At 73.3% G+C, this 19128-nt stretch carries 18 protein-coding genes and 1 pseudogene; 9 read left to right on the plus strand and 10 right to left on the minus strand.

Going from position 1 to position 19128, the window contains the following annotated elements; all coding sequences use genetic code 11:
- Window positions 1–17 precede the first annotated feature (17 nt).
- Window positions 18–1091: pseudogene (locus OG447_RS21025) on the minus strand (WD40/YVTN/BNR-like repeat-containing protein); the annotation flags it as partial.
- 227 nt (window positions 1092–1318) lie between these two features.
- Here OG447_RS21025 and OG447_RS21030 point away from each other — a divergent pair.
- From OG447_RS21030 to OG447_RS21050, 5 genes are all read left to right on the plus strand, one after another.
- Window positions 1319–2653, plus strand: coding sequence for a wax ester/triacylglycerol synthase family O-acyltransferase (locus OG447_RS21030; protein ID WP_266938377.1), 1335 nt, complete (start codon window positions 1319–1321; stop codon window positions 2651–2653).
- 80 nt (window positions 2654–2733) lie between these two features.
- Window positions 2734–3834, plus strand: coding sequence for an NADH:flavin oxidoreductase/NADH oxidase (locus OG447_RS21035; RefSeq protein WP_266938378.1), 1101 nt, complete (start codon window positions 2734–2736; stop codon window positions 3832–3834).
- A 98-nt stretch (window positions 3835–3932) separates the two neighbouring features.
- Window positions 3933–4283, plus strand: coding sequence for a helix-turn-helix transcriptional regulator (locus tag OG447_RS21040; RefSeq protein ID WP_266938379.1), 351 nt, complete (start codon window positions 3933–3935; stop codon window positions 4281–4283).
- A 125-nt stretch (window positions 4284–4408) separates the two neighbouring features.
- Window positions 4409–5887, plus strand: a complete 1479-nt coding sequence (locus OG447_RS21045; RefSeq protein ID WP_266938380.1) for an alpha/beta fold hydrolase — start codon at window positions 4409–4411, stop codon at window positions 5885–5887.
- 8 nt (window positions 5888–5895) lie between these two features.
- Window positions 5896–7005, plus strand: coding sequence for an RES family NAD+ phosphorylase (locus OG447_RS21050; protein WP_266938381.1), 1110 nt, complete (start codon window positions 5896–5898; stop codon window positions 7003–7005).
- A gap of 22 nt (window positions 7006–7027) precedes the next feature.
- Here the strand turns inward: OG447_RS21050 and OG447_RS21055 are convergent, their stop codons facing one another.
- Entirely contained in the window at window positions 7028–8386 is a 1359-nt protein-coding gene (locus tag OG447_RS21055) for an FAD-dependent oxidoreductase (protein ID WP_266938382.1), read from the minus strand.
- A gap of 52 nt (window positions 8387–8438) precedes the next feature.
- Window positions 8439–9122, minus strand: a complete 684-nt coding sequence (locus tag OG447_RS21060; RefSeq protein ID WP_266938966.1) for a DUF305 domain-containing protein — start codon at window positions 9120–9122, stop codon at window positions 8439–8441.
- 83 nt (window positions 9123–9205) lie between these two features.
- On the opposite strand from OG447_RS21060, the gene OG447_RS21065 reads away from it, so the two are divergent.
- The gene (locus OG447_RS21065; RefSeq protein ID WP_266938383.1) at window positions 9206–10690 is read left to right on the plus strand and encodes an LVIVD repeat-containing protein; all 1485 of its coding nucleotides are present in this window, start codon (window positions 9206–9208) and stop codon (window positions 10688–10690) included.
- Between the two features lie 28 nt (window positions 10691–10718).
- Here OG447_RS21065 and OG447_RS21070 read toward each other — a convergent pair whose 3' ends face one another.
- From OG447_RS21070 to OG447_RS21090, 5 genes are all read right to left on the minus strand, one after another.
- On the minus strand, window positions 10719–11354 hold the full coding sequence (locus OG447_RS21070; protein ID WP_266938385.1) for a TetR/AcrR family transcriptional regulator: 636 nt from the start codon (window positions 11352–11354) through the stop codon (window positions 10719–10721).
- A gap of 114 nt (window positions 11355–11468) precedes the next feature.
- Window positions 11469–11930 (minus strand): hypothetical protein, encoded by a 462-nt coding sequence (locus tag OG447_RS21075; protein ID WP_266938386.1) that lies wholly within the window; start codon window positions 11928–11930, stop codon window positions 11469–11471.
- On the minus strand, window positions 11927–12628 hold the full coding sequence (locus tag OG447_RS21080) for a phosphatase PAP2 family protein (RefSeq protein ID WP_266938387.1): 702 nt from the start codon (window positions 12626–12628) through the stop codon (window positions 11927–11929). Before OG447_RS21080 ends, OG447_RS21075 begins: the two co-directional genes overlap by 4 nt.
- 120 nt (window positions 12629–12748) lie before the next feature.
- Window positions 12749–13687 carry a M56 family metallopeptidase gene (locus OG447_RS21085; RefSeq protein WP_266938388.1) on the minus strand — a complete coding sequence of 313 codons (939 nt, stop codon included), beginning with the start codon at window positions 13685–13687 and terminating at the stop codon, window positions 12749–12751.
- An 80-nt stretch (window positions 13688–13767) separates the two neighbouring features.
- A complete protein-coding gene (locus OG447_RS21090) occupies window positions 13768–14364 on the minus strand; it encodes a DUF5134 domain-containing protein (RefSeq protein WP_266938389.1) in 597 nt (198 codons plus the stop codon).
- Between the two features lie 139 nt (window positions 14365–14503).
- On the opposite strand from OG447_RS21090, the gene OG447_RS21095 reads away from it, so the two are divergent.
- Window positions 14504–15043, plus strand: coding sequence for a GNAT family N-acetyltransferase (locus tag OG447_RS21095; protein WP_266938390.1), 540 nt, complete (start codon window positions 14504–14506; stop codon window positions 15041–15043).
- Window positions 15044–15058: 15 nt separating this feature from the next.
- Here OG447_RS21095 and OG447_RS21100 read toward each other — a convergent pair whose 3' ends face one another.
- Both OG447_RS21100 and OG447_RS21105 read right to left on the minus strand, forming a co-directional pair.
- On the minus strand, window positions 15059–15742 hold the full coding sequence (locus OG447_RS21100) for a glycerophosphodiester phosphodiesterase family protein (RefSeq protein WP_266938391.1): 684 nt from the start codon (window positions 15740–15742) through the stop codon (window positions 15059–15061).
- 297 nt (window positions 15743–16039) lie between these two features.
- Complete coding sequence (locus OG447_RS21105; protein ID WP_266938392.1) at window positions 16040–16729, minus strand: PadR family transcriptional regulator; 690 nt, start codon at window positions 16727–16729, stop codon at window positions 16040–16042.
- A 49-nt stretch (window positions 16730–16778) separates the two neighbouring features.
- Between OG447_RS21105 and OG447_RS21110 the strand changes: the two genes are divergently transcribed.
- Together OG447_RS21110 and OG447_RS21115 are read left to right on the plus strand one after the other, a co-directional pair.
- Window positions 16779–17945: an LLM class flavin-dependent oxidoreductase gene (locus OG447_RS21110; RefSeq protein WP_266938393.1), complete on the plus strand. Its 1167-nt coding sequence runs from the start codon at window positions 16779–16781 to the stop codon at window positions 17943–17945.
- Window positions 17946–17956: 11 nt separating this feature from the next.
- On the plus strand, window positions 17957–19108 hold the full coding sequence (locus tag OG447_RS21115; RefSeq protein WP_266938395.1) for an alpha/beta hydrolase: 1152 nt from the start codon (window positions 17957–17959) through the stop codon (window positions 19106–19108).
- Window positions 19109–19128 lie beyond the last annotated feature (20 nt).

A 19128-nucleotide genomic window follows, 5' to 3' on the forward strand; every position in this document is an offset into this window, starting at 1 on the left:
CATCCGCTCACCCGCGCCGCCCGCACGCAGAGCACGTCCGGCAGGTGCTCGGCCAGCAGCTGCCAGTTGTCCCCGTCGTCGTGGCTGGCGTACAGCTCGCCGTTGCGGTTGCCGAAGTAGATCCCCGCCGGATTCGCGTCGTCCGTGCACAGCGCGTCGCGCAGCACCGTGCCGTAGTGGTCCCCGGCCGGCAGCCCGCGCGACAGGGGCTCCCAGGTGGCGCCCGCGTCCTGGGTGCGGAAGACCCGGCACCGGTGCTCGGCCGGGACCCGGTCGGAGTCGGCGTTGAGCGGGAAGACGTAGGCGGTGTCCGGCCGGTGCGGATGGGCGGCCACCGCGAAGCCGAAGTCGGAGGGCAGGCCGCCCCCGATGTCGGTCCAACGGGCCCCCGCGTCGTCGCTGCGGTAGACGCCCCAGTGGTTCTGCAGGTAGAGCCGGTCCGTGTCCGCGGCGTCCTGGGCGATCTTGTGCACGCACTGGCCGAACTCCGGATGCGGATCCGGCAGGAACACCGCCGAGACCCCCTCGTTGGACGGCGACCAGCTCGCCCCGCCGTCCTTGCTGCGGAACACCCCGGCGGTGGAGACCGCCACCGTCACCGCGTCGGGGTCGCGGGGATCGGTGATCACCGTGTGCAGCCCCTCGCCGCCGCCGCCCGGCTCCCAGCTCTTGCGGCTCGGGTGCTCCCACAGCGGGCGGACCAGTTCGAAGGACTCGCCCCGGTCGGTCGAACGGAACAGGGCGGCCGGCTCGGTCCCCGCGTACACCACGTCCGGGGCCTCCGGCCCGGCCGGATGCAGCTGCCAGACCCGCTCCAGCGAGGCGCCGGTGTCCTTGGGGAACTTCACCGCCGGGGCGGCGGGCTCCCGCCAGGTCGCCCCCAGGTCGTCGGAGCTGAAGACGGACGGCCCCCAGTGCAGGCTGTCCGCGCCCACCAGCAGCCGTGGCACGGGGCCCCGCCGGTCGACCGCGACCGCGTAGACGGCCTGGGCGTTGAAATGGGGCCCGTCGAACTCCCAGGGGCCGTCCCCTCGGCGGCGGCCGGTGAACAGTCCCTTGCGGGTCCCTACGAGCAGCAGTACCTCGGCCATGGCCGGCACCTCCGGACTTCGTCGTCCTCAGCGGATGTTCGGGTGTGGTTGCGGTGTCTTCCGGCCAGTCTGCACCCGCCCACCGACAGTGGCCCGGCGGGCGCCGCGGTGCCCCGAGTGGCTGATCGGTACCGACCGTTCACAGGTCGGAAATGGCCGCTGCTTGCATGTGGGTGTTCGGAATCGGTTGACTTCACGCCACTACCGCCGCACGCGAGAGGACCTCAGTGGCCACTGAGCACCTGTCCCCGCTCGACCTCGCCTTCTGGCGGATCGAATCCGCCGCCCACCCCATGCACCTCGGCGCCCTCGCCGTCTTCACCTCCGGGGGTCCCGGGGCCGCCGAGCACGCCGCCGAGCTGCTCGCCGCCCGCTGCGCCGCCGTGCCGGGCCTGCGCCGCCGGATCCACGACGTGCTGCTTCCCTTCGGCGCGGCCGCCTGGTCGTCCGACCCCGGCTTCGACCCGGCGCGGCACGTGTTCCTCGTACGGACCGGGGTCCTCGATCCGCACGCCGCGGCCGGGCCGCTGATGGCGCGCCCGCTGGACCGCGGGCTGCCGCCGTGGGAGGCGCACGTCCTGGCCGGACCCGACCCGGACTCCTTCGCGGTGCTCTTCAAGTTCCACCACGCCCTCGCCGACGGCCTGGGCGCCCTCGCCCTCGCGGCCACCCTCTTCGACGAGGGCCCGACCCTGCGTCCCCCCGTGCCGCCGGTGCCCGGGCGGCCGCCCCGCTCCACCCTGCGCCGCCTCCCCGAGGTCCTGGCGGCCCGGGTCCAGGACGTGGGCCAGGCCCTGGAGATCGGCGCGGCCGTGGCCCGCGCCGGGCTGCCGGTCGGGGTTCCCGCAGCCCTCACCACCGACCTCACGACGGGCCCCGCCGTGCCCGGGACCCGCGCGGTCGCGGGCCTCGCCCTGGACCTGGACGAGGTCAACCTGATCCGCAAGTCCGTCGGCGGCACCGTCAACGACGTGCTGATCGCCCTGGTCGCGGGCGGCCTGCGGCGCTGGCTGGCCGGGCGCGGCGACCCCGAGCCCCGGGGCGCCGGGCCGCGCGCCCTGATCCCGGTGTCCCGCCGCCGAGGCCCGGGGACCTCCGGCGGCGCCGGGAACCGGCTCTCCGGATACCTGCTCCGGCTGCCGCTCGCCGAGCCCGACCCCTTGCGCCGGCTGAGCTCCGTACGCAGCGGCATGGACCGGAACAAGGACGCCGGGCCCGCCCGCGGCGCCGGAGCCGTCGCCCTGCTCGCCGACCACGTCCACCCGCTCGGGCACCGGCTCGGCGGCCCGCTCGTGGCCCAGGCCGCCCGGCTGCTCTTCGACATCCTGGTCACCAGCGTCCCGCTGCCCGGCTTCACCTTCACCCTCGGCGGCAGCCGGGTCCGCGAGGTCTACCCCCTCGCCCCGCTGGCCCGGGGCCAGTCCCTGGCCGTGGCGGTCTCCACGTACAAGGGGACGGTCCACTACGGCCTGGTCGCCGACGCCCGCGCCGTTCCGGACCTGGGGGCCCTGGCGGGGGCGCTGCGCGCGGAGCTCAATGCACTTGTACGAGAGGTCTCGTAGTACGAGCGATTCCGTAGTACGGTGTGTCTCGTACTTAGCCCGCCGTTCCCCGGTGCGCCCGGTGACCTCTGGAGACCTTCATGAGTGCTGCCCCCGCTGCCTTCACCGCCCTGTTCGAGCCCTGGACCCTGCGTTCGGTCACCATCCCGAACCGGGTGTGGATGGCCCCCATGTGCCAGTACAGCGCCGAGCCCTCCGGCCCGGACGCGGGCGTGGCCCACGACTGGCACTTCGCCCACTACGCCGCCCGCGCCGTCGGCGGCACCGGCCTGATCCTCCAGGAGGCCACCGCCGTCGCGCCGGAGGGCCGGATCTCCCCCTACGACCTCGGCATCTGGAACGACACCCAGGTCGAGGCGCTGCGCCGGATCACCGCCTTCGTCAAGGCCCAGGGCACGGTGCCCGGCATCCAGATCGGCCATGCCGGCCGCAAGGCCGCCACCGACCGGACCTGGAAGGGCGGGCAGCCGGTCGGGCCCGAGGAGCACGGCTGGCAGACGGTCGCCCCGAGCGCCGTGCCGTTCGGCGAGGGCCACCCGGTCCCCGACGAGCTGACGGTCGACGAGATCCACGAGATCACCGGCCAGTTCGCGGCCGCCGCCGGGCGGGCGCTGGCCGCGGGCTACGAGGTCGTCGAGATCCACGGCGCCCACGGCTACCTCATCGGCGAGTTCCTCTCCCCGTCGAGCAACCGGCGCACCGACGCCTATGGCGGCTCCTTCGAGAACCGGACCCGCTTCGCCCTCGAAGTCGTCGACGCCGTACGGGCGGTGTGGCCGGAGGAACTCCCGCTCTTCTTCCGGATCTCCGCCACCGACTGGCTGGAGGAGGACGGCTGGACCGCCGACGAGACGGTCCGGCTGGCCGGTCTGCTGCTGGCGCACGGGGTGGACCTGCTCGACGTCTCGACCGGCGGTCTCGTCCCCGGCGTCACGATCCCGCTCGGCCCCGGATACCAGGTCCCCTTCGCCGCCCGGGTCAAGGCCGAGACCGAGCTGCCGGTGGCCGCGGTCGGCCTGATCACCGAGCCGGCGCAGGCCGAGAAGATCCTGGCCAACGGCGAGGCCGACGCGGTCCTGCTGGGCCGGGAGCTGCTGCGCGACCCGTACTGGGCCCGTCGCGCGGCCGCCGACCTGGGGGCGCGGCCCCGTACGCCGGACCAGTACCACCGCTCCTGGTGAAACCGGTGCGGCCCGGACACCCGGGCCGCACCGAGCAGGTCCTACGACGGTTCTCGTACGATGGGGCCCGGAGCACGTCGAGCGAGCGGAGCAGGGACATGACCGAACGGGACGCGGCCCGCACCCTCGCCCACCCCGGGACGGCCGAGATCCGCCTGGAGGGCGTCCTGCACGCGCTCTCCGACCCGCTCCGGCTCTCCATCGTCCGCGACCTGGCCGCCTCCGCCTCGGAGCTGGCCTGCTCGTACTTCGACCTGCCCGTCACCAAGTCCACGACCACCCACCACTTCCGCGTCCTGCGTGAGAGCGGCGTCGTCCACCAGACCTACCGCGGCACCACCAAGCTCAACGCCCTGCGCCGGGCAGACCTGGAAACCCTCTTCCCGGGCCTCCTGGACGCCGTCCTCACGGCAGCCGAATCCGAAGCGACCCGCCTGGGGCGCCCGTAGCCGCTGTGGCTCCCGTGGCTCCCGTGGTTCGCGCCCCGGCGTCGCGAACTCCCCGCGGTGGGGCCGGAGATCTCCGTACGATGCGTGCGAGAACTGTCGATCCGCACCTCGGCCCAGGGGGATACTTGCGTCAGGCCGCCGTCGTCTTCGTGCACGGTCTCTACTCGTCGCCGACCACCTGGACGCCCTTGCAGCGGGAGCTGTCCGCGATCCCCGCGGTGTCGGACGAATACGACTTCCTGTTCTTCGAGTACGCGACACGACCCGTGACCTGGAACCCGCTGCGGCGGATGCCCGATCTGGACACGGTCGCGGAGAGCCTGCGCGGATTCGTCGGTGACCTCACGGCAGGCTACGAACGGGTCGCCCTGGTCACGCACAGCCAGGGCGGGTTAGTCGCCCAGCGGTACCTGTCCCGGATGCTGCTGGCGGGCCGCGGCCGGGACCTCGCCAAGATCCGGCGGCTGGTGATGTTCGCCTGCCCCAACAACGGGTCCGACCTCTTCCTGCTGGCCCGCAGGGGGCTGATCCCGATGACCCGCAACAGCCAGGAGCGCGAGCTCAAGCCGCTCCAGACCTCTGTGCTCGAAACCCAGCGCCGGGTCATCGACGGCATCGTCCGGGCCCCGGAACTCGCCGCGGGCAGCTGCCCGATCCCGATCGTGGCCTACGCGGGCGAGAGCGACAACGTGGTGGTCCCCTCCTCCGCCGCGGGGTTCTTCCCCGAGACGGGGGTGCTGCCCGGCGACCACTTCTCGGTGATCAAGCCGAGCGGTCCGGACAGCCGGATCGTCCACGCGGTGCGCAAGGAACTCGCGCGGGCCCTGGCCGAGCCCTTCCCCGCCGAGCCGCAGCCCGAGGCCGACATCCCCCACCGCCGCAGGCCGGCCCACTTCGCCGCCGACGTCCTCACGGAACGGGAGATGGCCGGCCCGATCACCGTGCCCACCGGTGGACCCGGCGGGCACGCGACCCCGTTCTTCCTCCACGGCGGACCGGTGGAGCAACTCAGGAACGTCGACATCGTGGTGTCCTCGGAGAACACCTACCTCCAGCTGTCCCAGTTCTTCAAGCCGTCGACCTCCGGCAGTCTGCGCCGGGCGGCGGCGGAGAAGAGCGGCGGGGGCCAGATCCTGGAGGACGTGGCGGGCGACCACCTCGCGGCCTGGCTGCGCAGCCACGGCAGTTACGGACTCCCCGTGCCGGACGGAACGGTCGCGCCGACCCCCGCGGGCGCGCTCTCGCGGCGCAACGTACGGCGGATCTACCACGCGGCCATCGCCGCCCCCGTCTCGGGAACCAACAACTACCGGGTCGACCCGCAGTCCATCCCCCGAGCCGTCCACAACACCTTCGACCTGGCACGCCAGGAACGCGTGGAGCAGGGCCTGGCCCTGTCCTCCATCTGCTTCCCGCTCTTCGGGGCGGGGCGCGGCGGGATGAGCGTCTCGGAGAGCTTCGAACTGATCTGGGAGCCGTTGATGAGCGAGCTGGCCGAAGACCCCAGCTGGAGCATCCACTTCACCAACCGCCGGAGGACGATCTTCGACCTCCTGTGCGAGCGGCTCCAGGCCAAGAAGAGCGCTCACGACCAGGCCGGCTAGGGGGTCGGATGACGTCGCCGGAAGGTCTGTCCCCGCCGGACGCGGTCTGCATGAACCACATCGACGACGCGCATCTGCGCCGTCACCTCAGCACCCTCATGACCGCGTCCCGCTGCTCGTTCTGCACCACGAGCTCGGCCCGCGGCGAACCGGTGGCCGTCGACCTGCGCCTCCTCGTGCACCGTGTCCTGGCCGGCGTCCGGGAGAAGTACGAGCCCACGGGCGCGCCCGGGCAGGGCGTCAGCACCGCGCGCGCCGTCGAGGACGTCTGCCGGGGCGCCGTCGAGCCCCGGGTGGCGCGCGCCGTGCGGGACCGGACGGAGCCCGCCTCCTGGCAGCTGCGGGAAGCGCCACGGCCGCACGGGCCCGACCCGGTCCACGCGCCGTGGGCCCGCTTCCGCCGGCAGGTCGGCCACCAGAGACGGTTCACCCTGCTCGCCGGGCCCGGCCGGCACGGTGCGCCCTCGCCCGTCCCCATGCTGGACGCGGTGTCGGCGGTCGTGGACCGGCTGGGGCTCGTCCGCAGGCTGCCCGCCGGGCACCCGGTGTGGCGCGGCCGGATGCGCGGGGACACCACCGCACCGGGCTATGTCGCGGCCACCATAGGCTCGACGCCGCCCGCGCGCGCCACAGCCAACCGGATGAGCCCCGCGGGCGTCTCGATGTTCTATGGATCCGCGGACGTGGCCACTGTCCTCGCGGAGATATCGGCGCACGATCCCCGCCCCTACGCGGCCGTCGCGGCGTTCGAGCTGATCCGTCCGGTCTCCGTGGTCGATCTGGCGGCCGTCCCCGGTGTGCCGAGCGTGTTCGACCCCGACCGCAGGTCCCTGCTCGGCCCGGTCGCGTTCATCCGGTCCTTCTCGGAAGACCTCAGCCGTCCGGTGGTCCGGGACGGGCGCGAGCACCTCGCCTACGTCCCCACACAGGTGCTGACCGAGTACTTCCGCTGCCTCTCCCCGCTCAGCGTCGACGGGATCGCCTTCCGCTCCGCCCACAACGGCGGCATCAACTACGTGCTGTTCACCGGCCCCGAGGGATGCGTCGACCCCGGCGACGAGACGCCCCATGCGATGCTCCGCCTGCGCCCCGGCACCGAACGGGTCGTCGAACGTTAGTGCTGTGGCCGGAGGTCCATGCCTAGCCCGGGCCCGCGGCGTCCAGGAGGCCCGGCCAGTCGGGGATCTTGACCGAGCGGCGGCCCAGGGAGCGGCCCAGGTCCGTCTCGGCCGTTTCGATGGCCAGCCAGCCCGGCCACAGCACCGGACGCAGGCCCGCCGCCCGCAGGGCGTCCAGCGGGTCGTCGGGAAGCTCCCGGCGGGCCAGCGCCCCCGCGTCCTGGAGCAGGGAGGAGACGCTCTCCTTGGCGCAGGGCCGGTTGGTGCCGATCACCCCGGTCGGGCCCCGCTTGATCCAGCCCGCCACGTACTCGCCGACCGAGGCCCGGCCCGCGCGCAGCACCCGGCCCGCCGCGTGCGGGACGGTGCCCTTCGCGGGGTCGAAGGGCAGGCCGGCCAGCGGGACGCCCTTGTACCCCACCGAGCGCAGCACCAGCTGGGCGTCGAGGTCCTCGTACGTGCCCGTGCCGGTGACCCCGCCGAGGCCGTCGGGGAGGGTCCGCTCGAAGCGCACGGCCCTGACCCGGCCGTCGGGCCCGCCCAGCACCTCCACCGGACGCAGGTAGAACCGCAGCGCGATGCGGCGCTGCCCGTCCCCCGGGCCCCGCTCCGCCCAGCCGCGCAGCACCTCCAGGTTCCGGCGCGCCACCGCGGGCAGCGCCGCCGCAGCGCCCGGGTCGGCGTACGCGGGGTCCAGGGCCAGCTCGGCGGGGTCCACGACGGCATCCACCGAGGGCAGCGTGCCCAGTTCCCGCAGCTCCTTGGTGGTGAACTTGCCCTGGGACGGGCCGCGTCGGGCGACCATCGCGACCGTGTGCAGCCCGCTGTCGGCGAGCGCGCCCAGCGCGGGCTGCGGCATGTCGGTCGGCGACAGCTCCGGTACGCCGCGCGCCAGGATCCGGGTGACGTCCACGGCGACGTTGCCCGCGCCGATCACCACCGCCGAGCTCACCCCGGGCAGGTCGAAGGCCTCGGCCGCGGCATCCGGGTGTCCGCTGTACCAGGACACGAAGGCCGTGGCGGAGTGCACCCCGGCCAGTTCCTCGCCGGGGATGCCCAGCAGCCGGTCCCGCGCCGCCCCCACGCAGTACACCACCGCGTGGTACAGCTCCAGCAGCCGCTCGGTGGGCAGCTGCTCCCCGCCGACCTCGACATGGCCGAGGAAGCGGATCCGCTCGTCCTCCAGCACGGTGCGCAGGCTGCCCTGGAGCGATTTGATCTTCTCGTGGTCGGGGGCGACCCCGTACCGTACGAGGCCGTACGGTGCCGGCAGCCGGTCCAGTACGTCCACCCGTACGCCCGGCACCTCGCGCTGCTGGGTCAGCGTCTGAGCGGCGTACACCCCGCTGGGGCCCGATCCGACGACGGCGATACGAAGCACGGCGGAACTCCTCCCGCAGGTGGTCCCAGCATGACACCAGGTGCCCCGGCCGTCAGCCCATCGTGCGCATCCGGTGGATCTCGGCGCTCTGCGTGGCCACGACCTCGTTGGCCATCTCCTCGACCAGCACGTTGTTCCCGTCGGCCAGCGCCTCGCCCGCCATCTTCAGCGCGCCCTCGTGGTGGGTGGTCATCAGCTTCAGGAACAGCCGGTCGAAGTCGCCGCCGCGGGCCTGCGTCAGCTCACCCAGCTGCTGTTCCGTGGCCATGCCCGGCATCGTGCCGTGGTCGTGGCCTCCGGAGCCCGCCGCGGGCGCCGGATAGCGGGACAACCATCCCTCCATCGCCCCGATTTCCGGCTTCTGCGCTGCCGCGATCCGCTCCGCGAGCCGTTTGACCCCGTCCGCCGAGGCCCGGTCCGGGGCCAGCGCGCTCATGGTCAGGGCCTGCCGGTGGTGCTCGATCATGCCCTGCACGTAGGCGTGGTCGGCCGCGTTGGGGCTGTCGTCGGGCTGCTCCTTGGCGGCCTGTTCGGGGGAGAGGGTGCGGGCCTTCTCGCCGGGTCTGCCGGGGGCGATCACCGCGGCCTGTCCGTCGTCCGCCCCGGCCTTCGCGCCGCTCCCGCTCTCCTCCTGGCAGCCGGTGAGGGCGAGCAGGAGGCCGGCGGCCACGGCCGCCCCGGCGAATCGGCCGAGCCGCGCCCGTGAGGCCTTGGGACCCCGGAGGTCTTTTGCCATGTCCATGGAAAGACGATACTGCCGGGGTCCTGGTTCCGTTCCCACGACGAACGGAACCGATCGGACTCCCATGGGAGGGCACAGTGACCTCGTTGCACACCACAAGAGTGCGGAACCGGAGTCTGGGAGCGGCCGTCGCCGCGGCCGGCCTCCTCGCCGCGCTCCTCGCGGCCACACCCGCGGCAGCCTCCCCGGACCCGGGTGACTTGACGCCCGGGACCGGCAGCCAGCAGAGCAGCGGCCTCGCCGAGGGCAGGGAACTCGCGCCCGGCGAGATCCCCGGCCAGGACGAGATCGTCCACAGCCGCAACATCAAGCCCCTGGCCAACATCCCCAGTACCTTCCCCGGAATCACCAACTCCGACCTGGCCTTCCAGGGGAAGTACGCCTACGCCGGCAACTACAACGGCTTCACGGTCTACGACATCGGCAATCCCAAGGCGCCGAAGACCGTCAGCCAGGTGCTCTGCCCCGGCGGCCAGAACGACATATCCGTCCACGGTGACCTGCTCTTCCTCTCCACGGACTCCTCGCGCAGCGACGACTCCTGCAACAGCGTCTCGCAGCCCGCGACGGAGAAGTCCTCGTGGGAGGGCATCAAGATCTTCGACATCAAGGACAAGAAGAACCCCAAGTACATCAAGTCCGTCGAGACGGCCTGCGGCTCCCACACCCATACCCTGCTCAACGGCGACCGGGACATCTACCTCTACGTCGCCTCCTACTCGCCGAACGAGGCGTTCCCGGACTGCCGGCCGCCGCACGACGGCATCTCCGTGGTGAAGGTCCCGAAGAAGAAGCCGACCCAGGCCGCGGTCGTCGCCTTCCCGATCCTCTTCCCGGACGGCGGCAACCCGGGCGGACCGGAGAACCCGGGCGTCTCCAAGACCACCGGCTGCCACGACATCACCGTGCTGCCGTCGAAGAACCTGGCCGCCGGCGCCTGCATGGGCGACGGCATCCTGTTCGACATCAGCAAGCCCGAGCAGCCGAGGGTCATCGACCGGGTGCAGGACAACGTGAACTTCGCGTTCTGGCACTCGGCCACCTTCAACGAGCGGGCGAACAAGGTGGTGTTCACCGACGAGCTCGGCGGCGGTGGCGGCGCCACCTGCAACGAGGCCACCGGACCCAACCGCGGTGCCGACGGGATCTACGACGTCACCGGCCGCGGCGACGAGCGCAAGCTCGTCTTCCGCAGCTACTTCAAGATCCCGCGCCACCAGGCCGACACCGAGAACTGCGTGGCCCACAACGGCTCGCTGATCCCGGTCGGCGGCGGCCGCGACATCATGGTCCAGGCCTGGTACCAGGGCGGCATCTCGGTCTGGGACTTCACCGACTCCGCCGGCCCCAAGGAGATCGGCTACTTCGAGCGCGGCCCGCTCAGCACGGACCAGCTCGGACTCGGCGGGTCCTGGTCGGCGTACTACTACAACGGGCACATCTACTCGAACGACATCGCCAAGGGCCTCGACGTGCTGAGGCTGGACGACTGGCGCACCGACAGCGCCAAGTGGGTGTGGATGGACCGGCTCAACGTGCAGTCCCAGCCCGACTACCGCTAGCCCCTGTAGCGGCCCTCGGCTCCCGTGGTCAAAGCTGAATCGTTCCGCCGGGCGGCCCGCAGCCGTCCGGCGGAACGCCGAGATCCCAGTCCAGCCCGTAACGCTGGAACAGCTCGGCCCGCAGCCGGGCCCGAGGCATCGGCGCCCCCGGCAGCAGCACGGCCACCACCGCGCCCATCAGCAGCGCCCGCAGAAGCGGGTAGTCGGTGTCCACGTCCTGCGAGCCGTACCGGGTGACGGTGTGGCGCAGCAGCTCCGCCAGCCGCTGCTGCTCCGGGCACTGCACGAAGCCCTCCGCCGTGAGGATGCCCGCCATGTGCGTCCGCATCAGCAGCGGATGGTCCTGCGTCAGCCCGAGGATCGAGTCGATGGCCCGGGCGAGCAGCTCGCAGCCCCCCAGTGCGCCGGCGGGCCGCGGCTCGCGCTCCAGCGCCTCCTGAAGGGTCAGGTGCATCAGCCGGTGCACCGCCGACTGCAGCAACTGCCGTTTGCCCGGGAAGTAGTACGAGACCAGGCCGCGCGCCGTGCCCGCCCGGTCGGCGATGTCGCCGAGGGTCGTGGCCTCGTAGCCACGCTCGGCGACGAGTTCGACCGTGGCCTGGAGCAGCCGCTCCCGGGAACGTCTGCGCAATTCTTCATTGACCGATGCGCTGCGCGGGGACATGCTTACTCCTGCGTTGACTGGCTCGGAGCCAATATACTCAGCGCACGGGGTCGTCTGCTCTGGGTGACACGGGGGATCGCCCAGAGCAGGCACACCACATCACGCCGTACGGACTCAGGGACGGTCGGCGGGCAGGACGAAGTGGGCGCCGTTTGCCGCGCTGTCGACGTGGACGACGTGCCGGCCCACCCGGACGGTCTGGGTCCCTCCGACATGCCAGGAGCCCTCCGGTACGGCGTCGCCGGTGCCGTCGCCGCCCGCGCCGGTGCCGCCCGCGCAGTCGGTGCCGTCGAGCGGAGTCCAGACCTCCATGAAGGTGCTGCCGTCGGGGTTCTCGCCCGTCTCGATCAGGTCGGCGCCCTCGCGGCGCAGCGTTCCCACGTCATGGCCGGGACTGCCGACCTCGTGGAGGAACGTGACCTGCCGGCCGTCGTAGACGGTGGTTCCGGCGAACCCGCGGCTGTCGGCGTAGAACTCGCCGCTCTGGACCCACACGACGTGCCTCGTCTCGTGCAGCGGGCCACCGTCACGGCTGATTCCGGCGCGCAACCAGGCGCCGGGGATGGGTGCGTTCATGACCCGACTCTGACACGTATGCGGCCCCGGCCCTCCGGAGCCCCCCAGGTCGTCGCGCAGGCCACCACGACGACGCCCAGCAGCCAGCCCCCGAGCACGTCGGAGGGCCAGTGCACACCGAGGTAGACGCGGGTGAAGCCGACGCCGAGCACCGACACCACGGCCAGGGACCACGCCGCCGGAGCCGTCCACACCGGCCACGCCCCCCGCGTCGGCCGTGCCGGCTCCGACGGGCGCGCCGGGGACCCGTGCGGGAGCAGCCACAGCAGCATCCCGCACACCACCGTCGCCGTCATGGCGTGGCCGGACGGATAGGCCGCGTACTGCGCCGTGTCCACGGGATCCGTCCACACCGGGCGCTCCCGCCCCACCAGAGCCTTCAGCCCCTGCTGCACCGCCGAGCCGATCACGGTGGCCAGCGCCACCCGCACCGCCCGCCACCGGTCTGCTCGCCACCACAGCCAGACACAGGCCAGGGCGGCCAGGACGCGCATGGTCCAGGGGTCCCACACCAAGTCGCTCAGCACCCGCATGAGCTGCGTGACCCCCGGGTGGAGGACGGAGTAGCCGTGCAGGTCCCGGGTCACCCGGTCGTCGTACGAGAGCAGCGGCTGCCACCGCGCCAGCACCAGCGCGGTCAGCACGGCCGCCAGCAGCGCGCAGCCGACGCCCGTCCACCGAAGTCGTTCGTTCCGCATCGGCTGATCCTCGCAGCAGCGGGACCACCGGGGCCGGGCGGGCGCGCCAGCGGCCAGCCGGCCCCCATCAGGGCGTGCGGTCAAAGTCCCGTCTGGCGGGCGGCACTTTGACGGCAGGCCCTACGCCAGGGCGCTCAGACCCGGTACGAAGGCCACCAGCAGCGGGACCGCCGGGACCAGCGTGGCCAGCGCCGTCAGCCGCAGCCGCCGGACCGCCGAGAGCCGGGGCGCGGCCGACAGCAGCCGCCGCACCCGGTGCGTGACGTGCGCGTGCGGGGCCGGGCCGGGCCCGAACACCCCGCGGTCCTCGTTCAGTCCGACCAGGGCCAGCGCGACCGTCAGCCGGCCGAACCGCCGCGAGGCCACGTCGTCGGCGGCCAGCTCGACGAGGCGGTGCATCTCCGCCTCGAACGCGGCGAAGACCGGCACCCGCGGGAAGCCTCCGGCCAGGGCCCGCGCGCAGTTCAGCAGCCAGTCGTGGCGGGCCGCGGCGTGCCCCTGCTCGTGGGCCAGTACGGCGTCCAGCTGGCTCCCCTTGAGCCGGCCCAGGGCCGCCGTCGTGACCACCAGCTGCGGAGCCGTCCCCGGCAGCCACCAGGCGTCCGGCCGCGCCCCCTCCAGCACGACCAGCCGTGCCGCGGCCGGGTCCTCCCCGGGCAGCAGCGGGGCCCGGACCAGCAGCTCGGTGCCCTGCGCCCGCCGGCGCGCCCGCGCCCGCAGCACCTCCAAAGTCAGCTTGGCGCCCGTCCACAGGGCGCCGCCCGCCAGGAGCAGTGCGGTGGCGGCGGCCCACGGCCCGCCGGAGGCGCCCAGCGCGTAGGCGTCGACCACCCCGTGCGGGGCGGCGGCGAAGAGCCCGTCCCGGACCGCCAGCCAGGCGGCCGCCGCGCTGAGCAGCATCGACAGGGCGAGGCACAGGAGTACGGCGCCGACCACGCACTGCCACACCCACAGGGCGACGACGGGTTCACGCTCGGGCCAGTCGGCCCGGGCCAGCAGACGGGGGGCGAGCACCGCGGTCAGGGCGCCGAGCAGCAGGAGAACGGCGGGGACCATCATGTCCGCCAGCCTATGAGCCGGGGCTACCTGCGGGTATGGCCTTGGGGCATTGGTGACGCAGGACACGTCCGCCGGCGCCCTCACATGGTGAGCAGCATGGCCAACATCCCTATTCCCATGGCCAGTCGGCAGGCCCGGGTCAGCTCCGCGGACTTCAGGGGCGCGTCGCTCCCGACGGGTCCGGTGAGCGGCTGGGCGCCGCCGCCCGCCGCCACCAGCCGGGCCCCGCCCAGCAGGACGTACCCCGCGAAGTAGAGCAGCAGTGCGCCGGTGAGGAGCGGCAGCCCGGCGCCGTGCCCGCCTGCGGTCCCGTACCCGGTGGCCGTCGTCGAGGCCGTCGTGCCCGGCACCGTCATCGTCAGCGCCATGTAGGCCATGGCCAGCGAACCGACGAGGTGGTGCGTGTGGTGCACCCCCTCGTGCAGCAGCCACAGGGCGTGCAGCGCCGCCGCGCAGAAGACCGCCAGCAGGATCGGGGGCCCCCACGTGCCCAGCCCCGTGGGCGCGGCCATCACGGCCATGCCGAAGCCCATCAGCGCCTCGCCGGCCGCCGCGCCCCGCCCGCCCCGGCCGGCTCTGCCCGCCCGCACCAGGCAGTAGGCGCCGCTCGCCGCGCACAGCAGGACCAGCAGCCAGGCGGAGACGGAGGCGGGAAGGGACGTGGCGGGACCGTGCACGGCGGAACCTCCCGGTTCGTCGGCGTCACGGGAAGCAATGCCCGCCCGCGGGGGTCCGCACGCCGCTCCGGGAGAGACCGCTTAAGCTCTCCTTGCCGTACCAGGCATGTCATATGCCACCGCGCAGAACGGAGCCCGCATGTCGACGCCCAGCCCCGCCCCCCTGAGCTTCCGCAGTGCCGTGGAGGCGGACGTACCGGAGCTGGTGGCCCTGGTCGAGTCGGCGTACCGCGGAGACGCCAGCCGCGCGGGATGGACCACGGAGGCGGACTACCTGGAGGGCCAGCGCACCGACGCGGGCGGGGTCCGACAGGTCATAGACACCCCGGACAGCACCCTGCTCGTCGTCGAGCGGGCCGGTGAACTCGTCGCCTGCTGCCAGCTCGAACACCGCGGCGACCACGTCTACTTCGGGATGTTCGCCGTCCGCCCCGGACTCCAGGGCGGCGGCCTCGGCAAGGAGATCCTGGCCGAGGCCGAGCGCCGCGCGGGCGAGGTCTGGGGCGCCAAGGAGATGCGGATGACGGTGGTGAACGTACGGGAGGAGCTCATCGCCTACTACGTGCGCCGCGGCTACCGGCGCACCGGCGAGCTGAGCCCCTTCCCGTACGGCGACGAGCGCTTCGGCGTACCGCTCCGTGAGGACCTGGCCTTCGAGCTCCTGGTCAAGTCGCTCTGACCGGTACGGGCGCTCTCACGCGGTGAACCGGCCCGTACTGCGGATCTCGGGGAAGTCGGTGACGGCGCCGTCCAGTTCGAGCGCCCGCGCCAGCCGCAGCTGATCCAGGGTGTTGACCGTCCAGCCGGTCACCCGGATCCCGGCGGCGTGCGCCGCCTCCACGGTCTCCAGGGTGAGCCGCCGGATGTCCAGCGCGATCGTGGCGGCCCCGGCGGCCAGCGCCCGGTCCACGATGTCGGGGCCGTGCGGGCTCGCGTACAAGGTGGTCCGCAGGCCCGGCACCAGCCGGGCCGCCTCGGCGAGCACCGCTTCGTCGGCGGAGGCCACCTCCACCCGCGCGGTCAGGTCGCGGCGCAGGATCAGCTGCGCGAGCACACCGGCGGTGGCCCGGTCCCGTACCGACACCTGGAGGGGAGTCCGGACCGCGTCCACCACCTCCTCGAAGAGCGGCACGTGCTCGCCCTGGCCGGCGTCGAGCTCGCGCAGGGCGGCCAGGGTCAGATCGGCGACGGCCCCCGAGCCGTCGGTGGTCCGGTCCACCTCGGGGTCGTGCAGGACGACGAGGGTGCCGTCCTTGCTCAGCTGGAGATCCAGTGCGATGACGTCCATGCCGGAGCGTTCCGCACGGACGAACGACCGCAGGGTGTTCTCCGGTTCGACACCCATGACCCCGCGGTGACCGATGGTGAGGAAAGTCAAGGTTCTCTCGCTTCCGTCGACGGCGGCTCTCCGCGCGGTCGCGGTGTCCCGACCGGCCGCGCGCGATGAGGACGCATGCTAGTGCGCCACGGGTGCGATGGGACCGCCCGTGCAACGCCCTCGGAGGGCCGTACGGCCGCATCCCGTCAGGGCTCGGCGCCCGCCGTCGGTCCTGCCGCGTCACCCGGGGGTGGGCGCGTCCCCGCCGGCTTGACGGACCGCGGCCCCGCCCCGGGTGCGACCCCTGCTCCGGCCTCCGGTCAGGCCTTTGCTCAGGGCCTCAGGTCCGGCCTCTGCTCAGGCCTCAGGTCCGGCCTCAGCTCCCGTCTCGGGTGCCGCCTCCGCCTCGGGTGAGGCCTTCGCCTCGGCCTCCGGTCCGGCCTGAGGTCCGGCCTGAGGTCCGGCCTCCGCCGGTCCCGGGAGGTCCGCCAGGTCCGCCAGCAGGGCCTGTGCCAGCTCCAGTTCCGCCAGGTGCTGCCGCTCGCTCCAGCGCAGCGCGAGGACCGGGAAGGCCCATTCCGCCACGTCGCCCGCCTGCCCCATCGCCTCCCGTACGGCGGCCAGCTCGCCCCGGGTCCGCTCCAGGTGCTCCCCGACCATCGCCCGCAGCCGCTCCGGCTCGGCCAGGTGCCCCAGCCAGATCCGCAGCAGCAGCCCGTGCTTGAGGACCGGGGGTCCGGCCTCCGAGACGTCCGCGGCCCAGCCGGACAGGGCCGCGCGGCCGGCGTCGGTGATGGCGTACCGCCGTTTGGCCCGTGCCTCCTCGGGCCCCGAGCGCGCGGAGGCGGCGTACCCGAGCTCCTCCAGGCGGCGCAGTTCCGCGTAGATCTGGCTGATCGCCGGTGACCAGTAGAAGAAGCGGAGCGAGGAGTCCGCCCACTTCTTCAGTTCGTAACCGGTCCGCTCCCCGGGGAAGGAGAGCAGACCGAGAACCGCCCACGCGGTCGGCGGCAGCTCTTGCTTCTTCAGCTTCTGACTACTAGTCATATTCCTAATTGAAGTAAGCCCGGGCTCAGGACGCAACCGTGGAGGCACCGTGAAATTCTCCGTGATCTTCGAAGCTCAGCTCGCCGACCCGACGGTGGAACGGGAGCACCAGGTCATCCGCGACTGCGTGGAGCAGGCCGTGCTCGCCGAGCGGATGGGATTCGACCGGATCTGGGCCGTGGAGCACCACTCGCTGAAGTGGTACGCACACATGTCCGCACCTGAGATCTTTTTGACGTGGGTCGCGGCCAGGACGAACACCATACGCATCGGGCACGGCGTCGTGTGCATGCCCTTCAACTTCAACCACCCGGTGCGGGTCGCCGAGCGGGCCGCCATGCTCGACCTGCTCTCGGGAGGGCGGCTCGACCTGGGGGCCGGCCGCGGAGGCACCGTGCAGGAGACCTCGCTGTGCGGGGTGGACAAGGAGCGCACCACCGCGGAGGTCGAGGAGGCGCTGCGGATCATCGGCAGGGCCTGGCAGGAGGAGGAGCTGGAGTACCACGGTGAGCTGATCGACATCGACCCCCACCCGATCCTGCCGCGGCCCGCGCAGACCCCGCACCCGCCGCTGTTCCTCGCGTGCAGCCGGGAGGAGACCCTGGTGCAGGCCGCCGAGCTGGGGATCGGGGCCCTGGTGATGGGCTTCGCCGGGCCCGAGTCGATAGCCCGGATGCGCTCGGTGTACGACGCCGCCGTCGCCGGGAGGGACGGCGGCCGGTTCGTCTCCTCCGTCGTCAACGACCACTTCTCGGTGCTCTGCCCGACGATCGTGCTCGACGACCCGGAGGAGGCCCGCCGGATCGGTATCCGGGGCCAGCGGTTCTTCGCCCAGTCGATCGGCCACTGGTACGGCGGGGCCGGCATCCCGGACGAGGCGGTGGTCGAGGGCGCCGACGAGGCCGCGGAGATGCGCAGGGCCGCCGAGCAGGTGGTGGCGCGGCTGCACGAGCAGGCCATCCCGGTCCGGCCGACGTCCACGGCCACCTTCCACGCCGACCACGCCTACGGCAGCGCCGACGACGCCATCGCCTACGTGCAACGGCTCAAGGAGGCGGGGGCCGACGAGATCATGTGCCTGATCCAGATGGGCACGGTGGAGCAGGAGGCCTGCCTGGAGACCCTGCGGCAGTGGGGCGAGAAGGTCATCCCGCACTTCGCCGAGGGGCCCGGCGCGGACGCGCCCGGGGCCGACGTGCCCGGCCGGAACGGCTGAGGGTCGCGGCGATGACCGACCCCGCCGACCGCCTCTCCTCTGCTGCCGCTCCTGCCGCTCCTGCCGACCCACTCGACGCCACTGACCCTGCCGACCGACTCGCCCCCGCGGCCCCTGGCGACCGACTCGTCCCTGCCGACCCCACCGACCCCACCGACCCCACCGAACCCGCCGACCCCGTCGACCGGCTCGACCCCGCCGCCCGGCCCTTCGCGGACGCCCTCGCCGCCGCCTTCCCCGATGTCGGCGGCAGCGTCACCGACGCCGCCGAGGCCCGCCGGATCCTCGCCGCCGCGCCCGCGCCGCCGGCCGGGCCGCCCCCCGTCGGTTCGGTCGAGGACCGGGAGATCCCGGGCCCGGCCGGGGCGCCGCCGCTGGGCGTCCGGGTCTACTACCCCGACCCGGAGCAGTGGCCCGGGCTCCGCCCGACCGTGGTGTTCTGCCACGGCGGGGGCTGGGTCCTGTGCGATCTCGACAGTCACGACGCCACCGTCCGCGCGCTCTGCCGGGCCTCCGGCGCCGTACTCGTCTCCGTCGACTACCGGCGCGCGCCGGAGGCCCGGTTCCCCGCCGCCGCCCTCGACGCGTACGCCGCCCTGTGCTGGGCCGGCGCCCACCTCGACGAGCTGGGCGGCGACCCGGCCGCCCTGGTGGTGGCCGGGGACAGCGCCGGAGCCAACCTGGCCGTGGCCTCGCTGCTGCTGGCCCGGGAGCGCGGGGGACCGGCGGTCGCGCTCCAGGTGCTGCTCTACCCCGCCCTGGACGCCGCCCAGGACAGCCCGTCGTACCGGACCGACGCGCGGGGGTACTTCCTGACCGCCGCCCACCTGCGCTGGTTCTGGGAGCAGTACCTCGGCCCGGCGGACCCCGGCCATCCGCTGGCCTCCCCGCTGCGCGCGGACCCGGCCGGGCTGCCTCCCGCCCACGTGGTGGTCGCGGGGTGCGATCCGCTGCGGGACGACGGGGTGGCGTACCACCGCCTGCTGGCCGGGAACGGGATCGCCTCGACCCTGGACGGCCATCCCGGGATGTTCCACGGCTTCCTCGCGCTGTCCGGCGTACTCCCGCAGGCCCGGGAGGCCATGCGGCGACTGGGCGGAGTCATCGATTCCACCCTTAAGCACGGGAAGAATTCCGGTGAAGGAGGGGGTGACGCAGGATAATTTCCCGCATTCCCTCTTGA

It is taken from the genome of Streptomyces sp. NBC_01408 (assembly GCF_026340255.1).
Lineage (GTDB): Bacteria > Actinomycetota > Actinomycetes > Streptomycetales > Streptomycetaceae > Streptomyces.